The organism is Bacillus nitratireducens, from assembly GCF_001884135.1.
GTDB classification, from domain to species: domain Bacteria; phylum Bacillota; class Bacilli; order Bacillales; family Bacillaceae_G; genus Bacillus_A; species Bacillus_A nitratireducens.
Window position 1 is genome coordinate 16,001 of sequence record NZ_MAOC01000098.1, and the last position, 12,998, is coordinate 28,998.

General features: G+C 37.4%; 12 protein-coding genes. 7 read left to right on the forward strand and 5 right to left on the reverse strand.

Translation table 11 applies throughout. The features are described from left to right. Position 1 precedes the first annotated feature (1 nt). Complete coding sequence (gene ecsB, locus BAU23_RS28415; RefSeq protein WP_071735727.1) at positions 2-1,213, reverse strand: ABC transporter permease EcsB; 1,212 nt, start codon at positions 1,211-1,213, stop codon at positions 2-4. Then, a complete protein-coding gene (gene ecsA, locus BAU23_RS28420) occupies positions 1,206-1,949 on the reverse strand; it encodes an ABC transporter ATP-binding protein EcsA (protein WP_001292616.1) in 744 nt (247 codons plus the stop codon). Before ecsA ends, ecsB begins: the two co-directional genes overlap by 8 nt. Positions 1,950-2,530: 581 nt before the next feature. On the opposite strand from ecsA, the gene BAU23_RS28425 reads away from it, so the two are divergent. From BAU23_RS28425 to BAU23_RS28435, 3 genes are all read left to right on the forward strand, one after another. Next, positions 2,531-2,965 (forward strand): HIT family protein, encoded by a 435-nt coding sequence (locus BAU23_RS28425; protein WP_001016832.1) that lies wholly within the window; start codon positions 2,531-2,533, stop codon positions 2,963-2,965. A 210-nt stretch (positions 2,966-3,175) separates the two neighbouring features. Beyond that, entirely contained in the window at positions 3,176-3,538 is a 363-nt protein-coding gene (locus BAU23_RS28430) for a YtxH domain-containing protein (protein WP_000030296.1), read from the forward strand. 298 nt (positions 3,539-3,836) lie between these two features. After that, entirely contained in the window at positions 3,837-4,394 is a 558-nt protein-coding gene (locus BAU23_RS28435; protein WP_000834921.1) for an HTH-type transcriptional regulator Hpr, read from the forward strand. 5 nt (positions 4,395-4,399) lie between these two features. On the opposite strand, the gene BAU23_RS28440 is transcribed toward BAU23_RS28435, so the two are convergent. Further along, positions 4,400-4,735 carry a YhaI family protein gene (locus tag BAU23_RS28440; protein ID WP_000383654.1) on the reverse strand — a complete coding sequence of 112 codons (336 nt, stop codon included), beginning with the start codon at positions 4,733-4,735 and terminating at the stop codon, positions 4,400-4,402. Positions 4,736-4,853: 118 nt separating this feature from the next. On the opposite strand from BAU23_RS28440, the gene BAU23_RS28445 reads away from it, so the two are divergent. The 4 genes from BAU23_RS28445 (at position 4,854) to BAU23_RS30370 (ending at position 9,489) form a co-directional block, all read left to right on the forward strand. Further along, complete coding sequence (locus BAU23_RS28445) at positions 4,854-5,048, forward strand: hypothetical protein (RefSeq protein WP_000172693.1); 195 nt, start codon at positions 4,854-4,856, stop codon at positions 5,046-5,048. 425 nt (positions 5,049-5,473) lie between these two features. Continuing rightward, on the forward strand, positions 5,474-6,334 hold the full coding sequence (gene prsA, locus BAU23_RS28450) for a peptidylprolyl isomerase PrsA (protein ID WP_000710083.1): 861 nt from the start codon (positions 5,474-5,476) through the stop codon (positions 6,332-6,334). A gap of 341 nt (positions 6,335-6,675) precedes the next feature. Further along, positions 6,676-9,012 (forward strand): RNA polymerase recycling motor HelD, encoded by a 2,337-nt coding sequence (gene helD, locus BAU23_RS28455; protein WP_001035439.1) that lies wholly within the window; start codon positions 6,676-6,678, stop codon positions 9,010-9,012. A 312-nt stretch (positions 9,013-9,324) separates the two neighbouring features. Then, complete coding sequence (locus tag BAU23_RS30370) at positions 9,325-9,489, forward strand: hypothetical protein (RefSeq protein WP_000561154.1); 165 nt, start codon at positions 9,325-9,327, stop codon at positions 9,487-9,489. 198 nt (positions 9,490-9,687) lie between these two features. Here the strand turns inward: BAU23_RS30370 and glpD are convergent, their stop codons facing one another. Then, the gene (gene glpD / locus BAU23_RS28460; protein ID WP_071735729.1) at positions 9,688-11,370 is read right to left on the reverse strand and encodes an aerobic glycerol-3-phosphate dehydrogenase; all 1,683 of its coding nucleotides are present in this window, start codon (positions 11,368-11,370) and stop codon (positions 9,688-9,690) included. A 133-nt stretch (positions 11,371-11,503) separates the two neighbouring features. Continuing rightward, positions 11,504-12,994 (reverse strand): glycerol kinase GlpK, encoded by a 1,491-nt coding sequence (glpK, locus tag BAU23_RS28465; RefSeq protein ID WP_071735730.1) that lies wholly within the window; start codon positions 12,992-12,994, stop codon positions 11,504-11,506. Positions 12,995-12,998: the final 4 nt, after the last annotated feature.

Genomic DNA, 12,998 nt, shown 5'->3' on the forward strand with positions numbered 1-12,998 from the left:
TTCAATTTAAACGCTCAATACGTTTCGCCCCGTATTGATAAACGAAACCGATACTAAATACTATGCTTACGACTAGTAAAATTCCCGTCATCATGAAATCTTTCGTCGCAAGGGCGAATATAACCGTAAATACAACACTGCCGATAATAAGAATCGCATTTAATAAAGTAAGAAAATCGTTCTTCTTCTCGTCTCCCCCTACCGGATATAAATCAAGCCAAACTTTCATACGGTGATGTTTCCAAAGGGTTAAGAGCTGGTAGCCGATTAAGTATAAGAAAACAAGGCTTACGATAAAACGTCCATATAAAAATGGAATAAAGTAAAGAATAACTCCTCCAAGAGCGAGTAAACGCACATATAAGCCGAAATAGTTACCCGATCTTAAAAATGTTCTCGTATATAAGTATAAATATGTACGTTTCTCACCGATCATCGAAAGGATGAAATCAAGCCATTTCCTACGTGATACTCTCTCTTTTAATGCTGGTACATCAACGAACATGTTCGCGATGCGGTACAGCAGCATCATTTTTTTACCTTCTTCAGAAATTAAATACTCCCAGTTCAGCGGCTTTCCCTTCACCTTTTGATGCATAACAGCAAGGTATAGCACCATTAAAAAGACAATTACACCGGTAAAAATGACTGAAGTACGTTCTACAAGGAAGTACACAAATAAGCCGTTTAAAATAAAACGAATGAACCAATCGGCTCTTTGTATATTTTGGTCTGTTAAAAATGATTTTTCCCATGCGACGAATAAGTTCCACGCTTTTACAATGACAAACGCGAGTACAATCCATATGTAAGCCGCTCCTGTTTGTTTCATTTGCTGGAAATATAACGGGGCAAGCGCAGCCGCTACCATTGCGATTATGTATAACTGAATCATAAACGTAAAGAGAAATGCCTTTGTAAAATAAAGCTTTAACTTTTCTTCAACTGGCAGCAAATAAACGAGGTCCGCTTCTTTTAATAACGTTTGGATGGATCCAGCTGTTAATACGAGGCCAAGTAAGACTGCCATAACGAGCGCTGTCGGAAACGAAGGTGTTAACGTTTGTAACCATTGCTGGTAATAATACGCTCCTGCGCCGATGATGAATACGAAAATAAATTTCAAATGATCATTAAATACGTATTTACTATATGTACGAACTTCTTTTAGAAAGTGCCGAAATCGTTCTTTCCATAACGCTGTGCTATTCATAATCTTCTTCCTTTGTTAATGCAATATAAATATCATCTAACGTTGCACCAGGCATGTTAAACCCAGATTGAAGTTCTGATAATGTTCCCATCGCTCTCACTTCACCTTGATGCAAAATAATAAATGAATCACAATAGCGCTCTGCTGTCGCTAAAATATGTGTACTCATTAAAATACCTGCACCACTCTTTTTCATTTGATCCATCATTTGAAGAAGCGATTGAATCGCTAACGGATCAAGACCAACGAAAGGTTCGTCCACAATGTAAAGAGATGGTTCAACTAAAAATGCACTCATAATCATTACTTTTTGTTTCATCCCTTTTGAGAAATGAGACGGAAACCATTTCAAACGATTTTTCATGCGAAACTCTTGTAATAGTTGTCCTACGCGTTCTTCATATTGTTTTTCATCTACACCGTACGCCATCGCTGTTAATTTCAAATGCTCTTCTAACGTTAACTCATCATATAATACTGGCGTTTCTGGAATGAAGGAGAAACTAGAACGGTACGCTGTCATATCATCACGAATTGTTTTCCCGTTAATTGTGACAGTTCCTTTTTTCGGCTCCATTAAACCGATGATATGTTTAATTGTCGTACTCTTCCCGGCTCCATTTAAACCGATTAAGCCGACAAGCTCGCCTTTATTAACAGAGAACGAAACATTTTGCAGTACAGGTCGTTTCGTATATCCTCCTGTAACATTTTCTACACGCAATAACTCGCTCATACGACACCACTTTCTTCATTGATATTCATTCACTTTTGTAAGAAATGTATATATTCATCTTACCAAAAATCATGGTGCACTACATAGTATCGATGCCTTCAAAAAAAAATTTAAATTTCTTGGCATATATTTTTACGAAAGCGGACATCATAATTAGTGAGGAAGGAACACATTGAAAAAGCAACCACCAATTGATGAGTATAACAACACAGTGAAGTCATCATGAAATGGGGTGTCCAAATTGGACAATGAAATTTACACATAACCAGATAATTTGTTTCATTTTCGAAACGGGGTGTCTCCGAAAGAGCATATACTGTTTTAAAAAATAAACAATTTCATTTTTAAAAAAGATTGCAATTCATTTCACTTGAAAATGGGGTGTCTACGGCAGAAACTTTAGCCGATTTACCGTGCATTTCTTAAATAAATGAGGTGTCTGCGAACCGTAAATTATAAAAAATGCTTTTTCAATCCCTCTTCAGAAAACAGGAAGCTGAGTCAGCTTCCTGTTTTTCGTGTTTGTTCTCCTATGTAATTATGGTAAAATACGGCTAAGGATATTTGAAAGGATGAGATCGATGAATCATACAGCGGACAATTGTATTTTTTGTAAAATTATTGACGGGCAAATCCCTTGTTCAAAAGTATACGAAGATGAACATGTGCTTGCATTTTTAGATATTAGTCAAGTAACAAAAGGACATACTCTTGTTATTCCAAAAGTTCACAAACAAGACATTTTTGCGTTAACGCCAGAAATCGCATCACACATTTTTGCTGTCGTTCCAAAAATCGCAAATGCAATGAAAGCAGAATTTAATCCAGTTGGCTTCAACTTGCTTAACAATAACGGCGAGAAAGCTGGACAAACTGTATTCCACTTCCACCTTCATTTAATTCCACGCTACGGTGAAAACGATGGTTTCGGTGCTGTTTGGAAATCACACCAAAATGAATACACTATGGAAAATTTACAAAACATCGCAAGTACAATTGCAAATAGTGTGAAATAGTGCCACTATAATAAGAAGTAATACATAACAAGCCTATCCCTTTGGCATATATACCCTATGGCTTGTTTCTTCACAAAAAATGCCAAGGATATGATTTTTTGTGCATAGCACGTACAAGAGAGAAAAGTTCACTTTTCTTCCCCTTGTCTTAAAGATATGCACAGTTTTATACATCATGAATACGAACGAAAAATAAGGAGGTTTCCTTTTATGTCAAAAGCTAAATCCTTTATTACAGGTGTAATTTGCGGCGGAGCAGTTGCTGGACTAGCCGTTCTTTTCTCAACTCCTTCTTCTGGTAAAGCTATGCGCGGTAAGCTGAAAGAAAAAGGAACTGATATTAAAAAGACATTAGCTGATATTACAGCTGATACGAAGTTGTTAAAGCGCCAAATCGTCGAAACTGCTTCAGAAGGTAAAGAAGTATTTCAAGAACTAAAAGACGATATGCAAGACACGCTTTCTAACTGGAAACAAGATATTTCTCAAAACAAACGACATATTGAAAAAGAAATTTTAGACATTCAAAAGTCAATTGAGAAACTACAAGAAGCGGTTCCAGAAAAAGCGTAAACATATTCCTGCTTAGTTTTTTGCATATAACAAATATTTTTTATACAAATTGACCTTGACACGGCATATCACATAGATATGCCGTGTTTTTATGCATTTACAATATCTGTTATCCCTTAACATGTACAGACAACACATGTATTCTTGACTCATAAAACGCTTCCATAGTTATGCATGATTTGTATAGAATGTCATTTTTCCAAAAAATTTTCACAATTCTCACAAAAAGACTTTATTAATTTTTATTTTACTGGCATAATAGATAGTAATGAAAAAGAATGTTAAAGTGGGTGAGTAAATGAAAAGTGGAGAAAAAGATTACTCGGTAAAAGAAGCGATGATTTTCAGCCAACGCATTGCTCAATTATCGAAAGCGTTATGGAAATGCGTAGAGAAAGATTGGCAACAGTGGATTAAACCTTACGATTTAAACATTAACGAGCACCATATTTTATCAATCGCTTATCATTTAAAAGGGGCTTCTATTTCTGAGATTGCTAAGTTTGGAGTTATGCACGTATCAACGGCGTTTAACTTCTCTAAAAAGCTAGAAGAACGCGGCTATCTTGTATTCTCGAAAAAAGAAGATGATAAACGAAATACGTACATTGAAATTACAGACAAAGGGGAAGAATTACTACTTCGCTTAATGGAGGAGTATGATCCTGAAAATAATTCTGTGTTTAATGGGGCACTTGCACTTCGTAATTTTTATGGTAAGTTCCCAGAAAATATCGAACTTATCGCGATCCTTCGCAATATTTACGGACAAGACTTCATCGATATTTTTGAGAAATCATTAGAAAATATTGAGGAGAACTTTACGGAGACCGATCAAAAATTAGTTAAGAAATAATCTATTTATCCTTTCGCAATCATGCGTAAGAATTCATTCATAAGTGGTACAAATAAACCTTGTTTTACTAGCGCTTCCGCAGTTTCGTTTACTTCGAGCTGATGTGGAAGCGCTTTTTCAAATTGATCTAACAACGCGTCGAACAATAGAAAGCCTTCTGCTTTCTCCTTTACGTATTGTTCGTTCAGCTTTTCACAAAGATTTAGTATACGTTCAATATCTTTTTTACGAGCTTTTTTCTTTATGATTAAAGAATAAAATGGACACTTTTCTTCATCAATCATTTTAAATAGTAGGTCTACGTAATATTCAGCTTGTTCTAGTCTTCTTACAACGTCCATTTTCTCCCTCACTTCCTAACACAAAGTCTTCTATTTCTGAATTTTGTAACACGAACAAAATATCGTATGATACAATATATAAAGTATATGTATTTTAGCCAAAAGGAGGTCTCGCCTCATGACTCTTATAACCGTTGTTTTTGTCGCATTTGCACTTCTTGTTATATTTTACACGAATTTCATGACACATACACTGTGTGAGCGAAAACAAATATCTGCGAGCCGCCAGCCAGGTGTCTTTCGAGTTATTAATGTATGTATTACCATTCTATTAATTTCTAGTTATGTAGAAATTATATTTCATGGAAAGTGAGGAAGGAAAGCCCCTTCCTCATTTTTTTCCTCTATAAGCAAATTATACCTACTATAACTAATAAAATAAACAGTACAAGTAATAAAATAAGTTTTGAATTCATCCCCCATCCCCTCCTCTTTTCTATATATGCGACATGCGCCCAATATGGCACCCCTTCAAAATCTGACACAAACTGGTTAAAATTTCTTTATCAATAGGAAAACAGGTCGAAATATGATATATTAAATTTTGTACATATTGCTTATACTATGAAATAAACGACACGCATCTAAACTTTATCCTCAGCCTCGGTAAGCCCTGTTAAGCGCGCTTTACCAAGATAAAAAGCAAAAGTATCAGTGAGACTTAATCGGGCTCTTATGAACCAAAATTCATCGGTGTAGGATAAATTAAAAATACATAATAGTAGGAGTGTTTATCGAATGAAGAAAGCTATGCTTGCCTTAGCCGCAACAAGTGTAATCGCATTATCAGCATGTGGAACATCATCATCATCAGACAAAATTGTTACATCTAAAGCTGGTGACATTACAAAAGAAGAGTTCTACAATCAAATGAAGACACAAGCTGGTAAACAAGTACTAAATAACATGGTTATGGAAAAAGTACTTATCAAAAACTACAAAGTCGATGACAAAGAAGTAGACAAAAAGTACGATGAAATGAAAAAGCAAGTCGGTGATCAATTCGATACACTATTGAAACAACAAGGCCTTAAAGAAGAAACAGTTAAAAACGGTGTTCGCGCTTCATTAGCTCAAGAACAAGCAATTGAAAAATCAATCACTGATAAAGACTTAAAAGCAAAATATGAAGACTATAAGCAAGAAATTAAAGCAAGCCATATTCTTGTAAAAGATGAAGAGACTGCTAAAAAAGTGAAAGAAGAACTTGCACAAGGTAAATCTTTCGAAGAGTTAGCGAAAAAGTACTCTGAAGATCCAGGTTCAAAAGAAAAAGGTGGCGACTTAGGATTCTTCGGACCAGATAAAATGGTTAAAGAATTCGATGAAGCTGCTCGTAAGCTGAAAAAAGACGAAGTAAGTGAACCAGTAAAAACACAGCATGGTTACCATATCATTAAAGTAACTGATACTCATGCTGACAAAACTTTCGATCAAGCAAAAGCTGACATCAAAAAAGAAGTAGTTCAAGAAAAAACACAAGACGCTCAATTTATGAACGATCTTATGATGAAAGAAATCAAAAAAGCTGACGTAAAAGTTGATGATAAAGATTTGAAAGATCTTTTCGAAGAACCAAAAGCTGACGCTAAAAAATAATGAAAAGCTCGGGCTTAGCCCGAGCTTTTTTGTTTGTCCAAATACTTTTTATATAAGAAGTAGACCTATTTTACGTTAAATGAAATTATATCGACTTACCGACAAAATCAGATAGGAGTCCCCTCTCCCCTTGTAAAAAGGAAAACAAAAAAACCTCAGTTCCATCACACACGGAACCAAGGTTTATCTTATTATCATTGATTAAATTAAAAAACTATGGTAAATTAGTACAGAAACACGTTTCCATAAACACAAAGAACGTATTTATCCGTATCTTAATTGTACACCAAAACACATCTTCAGTCAACCTCTATTTTTCACTTTTAAAGGAGTGCTTACGTATGAACAAAAAACTTGATTTAGAGCAAAAACGATTGGATACCGTAATTGAAACGATTACGGAGCAAATTGATAAACTGGAAAACGAAACTGGCAGACGCCGGGCAGAAGTAATCAATATTCGTAAACACTTCTGGGATGACGTTAAAGTGAATACTGATACTTTCGATGATTATCTTGAAACAGTTATCAACTTAAGACAACAAGCTCAGTCACTAGCTGTCACACAAATTACCCATAAGCACACCTTTAATCGACTTGCTGCATTAAGACGTATGCATAAAGCACCTTACTTCGGGCGAATTGATTTCAAAGAAGAAGGAGAATCTGCTGCAGAGCAAATTTATATCGGCGTAGCTACCCTTACTGATGCAAGCGGAGAAAACTTTCTTATATATGACTGGCGCGCACCCATTTCGAGTGTCTACTACGATTATCCACCAGGACCAGCTGAGTACAGTACACCAGGAGGCGTAATCCACGGTAATGTGGAAAAGAAATTGCAATACATTATTCAAAATGGCGAGATTGATTCTATGTTCGATACGAGCCTTACAATTGGCGATGAAATCCTGCAACAAGCGCTCGGAAAAGGTACAAACAAACATATGCAAAGTATCGTTGCTACGATTCAGCGCGAGCAAAATGAAATTATTCGTCACGATGAAGGCCGATTACTTATCGTGCAAGGAGCTGCTGGTAGCGGTAAAACGTCAGCTGCCCTGCAACGAATCGCCTACTTACTATATAAATATCGCGAATGGCTAAAAGCAGATCAAATCATCCTCTTCTCCCCTAACTCTATGTTCAACAGTTACGTTTCTAACGTACTACCTGAACTAGGTGAAGAAAATATGCAGCAAGTTACATTCCAGGAATATTTAAACCATAGACTAAGCAAATCATTTGACGTTGAAGACCCTTATGAGCAATTGGAATATATGTTAACTGAAACGAATAGCCCTGCCTATAAAACGAGAAATGCGAGCATTCGATTCAAAGCATCTACTCAATTTTTCGAGATGATTAGAACGTACAGACAATCTCTCGAATCTTCAGGCATGCTATTTAGAGGAATGAAATTTAGAGGAAAACTGATTGCCTCTGCTAAAGAAATTACAGAGCAATTTTATAATACTGATTCCTCCCTCCGCTTCCATAATAGAATCGAGAAGTTAACGGATTGGCTAAACAAACAAATAGATGCAATCGAAAAAACAGAACTGAAAAAACCTTGGGTAGAAGAAGAAATTGAACTGCTTAGTAAAGATGAATACCAAAAGGCTTATAAATATTTACAGAAAAAAGGCGAGTTTGACGACAACTCCTTTAATGATTATGAGAAAGAAACGAAAGTACTTGGACGTATGATTGTCCGTAAAAAATTGAAGCCACTTCGTAAAGGCGTTCAAACATTGCGTTTCATCAATTTCACAGGCATATATAAACAACTCTTCACAGATGCATCATGGGTTACTGGAGAAAAGCCGAAAGAATGGGATGACATTTGCTCACTGACAGTGAACATGCTTGATGAAGGTAAGTTATATTACGAGGATGCGACTCCATTTTTACTTTTAAAAGAGTTAATTGAAGGCTTCCAAACGAACAGATCGATTAAACACATACTCGTAGACGAAGCGCAAGATTATTCGCCGTTTCAGTTCGAGTTTTTAAAACGTCTCTTCCCTGCTGCAAGAATGACTGTACTCGGGGACTTTAACCAAGCGATATTTGCCCATGCGAGTGAAGCAGTGAATTTCAACACACTTACTAGCTTATACGGACCAGATGAAACGAACGGCATCAACTTAACTCGTAGCTATCGCTCAACAAAACCAATTATTGAATTTACACGTGCTCTCGTACCAGAAGGAAAGAACATTAATGCTTTTGAACGTGACGGTGAGAAACCTACAGTGACTAAAGTGACTGATTACAGCGAACTGCACGAGCATATTACTGCCAAAGTTGCTGAACTACAAAAACAACAGCACAATACGATCGCAATTATATGTAAATCCGCAGCTGAAAGCGCCGCTGCATACGAAGCACTCTGTCATATCGAGAATATTAAACTTGTCAAAAGTAACTCAGCCGAGTATGAACAAGGCATTGTCGTGATCCCTGCTTACTTAGCGAAAGGTATCGAATTTGATGCTGTTATTATTTATGATGCTTCTAAAGATGTGTACAGCGATGAGAGCCTACGTAGATTGTTCTACACCGCTTGTACGCGCGCGATGCATGAATTGCAACTTTATAGTGTTGGTGAGGTTAGTCCTTTTGTACTTGGGGCTGATACGGAAAGTTTTGAGCTTATAACGAAAACACCTTGATAATTCAAGGTGTTTCTTTTTTATGCAGGACTTATTGTTTCCTCCTTCCCATATATTAGAGGACGCACTGTATGGAAAAGTTTTATAAATTCATAAAAAAATACGGATGGCAATGTCCATACCGTTTTTTATGAATGCTTATTTACTTATTGTCCCCTCGCACTAATGCTCTGCTTAAAGACAGGAATTTTCATCCATATGTCTTGTTCCCCATTCTGAAAAATAATACAATTAATACGTAACTTAATAAGCTATAACTAGTAGGTGTGGTAATCATCTCTTCCATTTTGAAAAAAGGGGGGAGGTGATAAAATGATCGCGATGTTTGTAATTAAATTAGTGTATGGTATCCTAACTGGAGCTGGCGTTGTCATCGGTAGAAGATACGTCGGTCCGTGGCTAATTTCTGTATACAAAAAAGCGAGAACCACCCTGCTTCGTGGAAAAGGTAAGGGCGGTTCTCGGCTAAAACGTTAATGTAGTTGTCTTATAACCGCACCTACTACCACCACAATAGCAAGTTAGGTTACACAAGGCAGAAGTTTCTCAGGCTTCTGTCTTCTTTATTTTATGCAAAATTCATACTATATACTCTATCATCATTGTAACACATTCTATTTATTTTTAGTCAAGATAAAAACCACCTAAAGGCTCCCCTTCAGGTGGTTCTCTATTTTACGCTAACGCAGCTGCTTGCTCTTGTTGATCTACAGGAATTACAGCATCTCTTAACGCTTTTTCTAGTTCTGCTGTGTATTTCATTTGCTCTTCTTTGCTCCAGCCTAGTTTCGCAGCCATGTAGTTGATTACTGCTTCTTTCCACTCATATACCCAGTGGATGTTGAAGAATACAGCGCCTCTACGGCGTACGAAGAAGTCAACTGGTTTAGCTGTCATTTCGTAATCCATTGCGTATACAAGCGGGATTAGAACGTCTAGCGGCATGTTGTATTCTTTCGCTTCGTCTTTATGTTTTTTCGCTAAGTCGAATAGTACATCAACGTTAGATCCGTAGAATTTCGCGAATTCCTCAGCTTGTGCTGTCGTTAAACCGTATTTCGTACCTTCGCCTGCTTTTTTCGCAACGAATGCTGGGAATCCGTGTGAACCACTTACATGTCCACCAGAGATTGGCATATGTTTCGTGTCACTCTTCTTATATGCACCATGACCTTCTTTTTGTAATAGATTCGTTACGTAGTCTACTACCATTTCAGCCATTTTGCGGTATCCTGTTAATTTACCACCTGCGATTGTAATTAAACCAGATTCAGAAGTCCAAATTTCATCTTTACGAGAAATTTCAGATGCATTCTTACCTTCTTCATAAATTAACGGACGTACACCAGCCCAGCTTGACTCCACATCTTTTTCTGTAATTTTCACGCTTGGGAACATGTAGTTAATCGCATTAATGATATATGTGCGATCTTCTGTTGTCATGTGTGGTACAGCTGCGTCTTTATCATAGAACGTATCTGTTGTACCTACGTACGTTTTTCCTCCGCGCGGAATCGCGAACACCATACGTTTATCTGGTGTATCGAAGTAAATCGCTTGACCTAATGGGAAACGTTTTTGATCAATTACTAAGTGAACACCTTTTGATAACTGTAGTACTTTCCCTTTTTTAGAGTTATCTTTTTCACGAAGTGTATCTACCCAAGGACCAGCTGCGTTTACAATTTTCTTACCGTAAACTTCATACACTTCTCCGTCTAGTAAATCGATTACACGTACACCGCATACTTTTCCATCTTTATATAAGAAACTGTCTACTTTTGCGTAGTTAACAGCTTTCGCACCGTGTTCAATCGCTTCTTTCATTACTTCAATTGTAAGACGCGCATCATCTGTACGATATTCTACGTAGTAACCGCCGCCTTTTAATCCCTCTTTTTTTACAAGAGGCTCTTTGTTTAATGTTTCTTCACGGTTAAACATTTTTCTGCGCTCGCTTCGTTTTACGCCCGCTAAGAAGTCGTATACACGAAGACCAATTGATGTACTGAATGACCCGAACGTGCCGCCTGTATGGAACGGAAGTAACATCCACTCCGGTGTTGTTACATGGGGACCGTTCTCATATACGATCGCACGCTCTTTCCCCACCTCTGCTACCATTTTCACTTCAAGTTGTTTTAAATAACGTAAACCGCCATGTACAAGTTTCGTTGAACGACTTGATGTACCTGCTGCAAAGTCCTGCATTTCAAACACAATCGTTGATAAACCGCGTGTTGCCCCATCTAATGCAATACCAGAACCAGTAATACCTCCACCAATTACGATCACATCTAACTCTTGTTTATTTACTCCATTTAATACGTCTTTACGTTGTTTACTTGAAAATTTCATGGTAATTCCTCCCTTTGATAACGAAAAAAGAGACCACGAACTCCGCTATAGATTTCGCCTCTATAGCGTGTTGTGGTCTCTCCAAATCTCCTACCGAATTATTAACTTGTCATCATTATAACACTGTTTATGATTATTTGAAAGCTTTTGTTGCTTCAATTGCCTTTTTCCATCCAGCATATAGCTCTTCGCTTGTTTCCGCTTCCATTACTGGTGTAAAGCGTTTATCCATATGCCACTGCTCTTTAATTTCGTCTTGGTTTTTCCAATATCCAACTGCAAGACCCGCTAAGTACGCTGCTCCTAAAGCTGTCGTTTCATTGATCACTGGACGCTCTACAGGAACGTCTAACATATCGCTTTGGAACTGCATTAAGAAGTTATTCTTAACTGCTCCGCCATCAACGCGTAATGTGTTCAGTTTAATACCTGAATCAGCTTCCATTGCACATAATACATCTTTCGTTTGGTATGCTAAAGATTCTAGCGTTGCACGAATGAAGTGCTCTTTCGTCGTACCGCGTGTTACTCCAAACATAGCGCCGCGCACTTCACTATCCCAATACGGTGTACCTAATCCTACGAATGCTGGTACAACGTATACGCCGTCAGTTGATGCAACGCGAGAAGCGTACACTTCACTCTCACTTGCATCTTTAAACATGCGCATTCCGTCACGTAACCATTGAATTGCAGAACCTGCTACGAAAATACTTCCTTCTAATGCGTAATTTACTTTACCATCTAAACCCCATGCAATTGTTGTTAATAGGCCATGCTCAGAAGCAACTGCTTTTTCGCCTGTGTTCATTAACATGAAGCAACCAGTTCCGTAAGTATTTTTCGCCATACCTTCACCGAAACAAGCTTGTCCAAATAATGCTGCTTGCTGGTCACCAGCTACACCTGCAATCGGTACATTTTGACCGAAGAAGTGATAATCAATTGTTTCTCCATATATTTCAGATGATGGACGTACTTCTGGAAGCATGCTCTTTGGTACTGTTAACATGTCTAGAAGCTCATCATCCCACTGTAAGTCGTGAATGTTAAACATTAATGTACGTGATGCATTTGAGTAATCTGTTACGTGCGCTTTACCGCCAGACAATTTCCATACAAGCCATGTATCAATTGTTCCGAATAATAGCTCGCCGTTTTCCGCTTTTTCTCTTGCACCTTCAACGTTATCTAAAATCCATTTTACTTTCGTACCAGAGAAGTATGCATCAATTAAAAGACCTGTTTTTTCGCGAACCATCTCGCTATAACCTTTTTCTTTTAACTCATCACAAATTTCAACTGTTTGACGAGATTGCCATACGATTGCGTTATAAATTGGTTTTCCAGTTGTTTTATCCCATACAACCGCTGTTTCACGTTGGTTCGTAATACCGATACCAGCGATTTGTTCTGGTTTTACATCCGCTTCACTTAAGCAAGTTGCGATAACTGCTAAAATAGATCCCCAAATTTCTTGTGCGTTATGTTCTACCCAGCCTGGCTTCGGAAAATGTTGTGTAAACTCTTTTTGAGCTGAATGAACGATTTTTCCTTCTTTATTGAAAAGAATTGCGCGTGAGCTTGTTGTTCCTTGGTCTAATGAAAGAATATATTTTTTCATATCG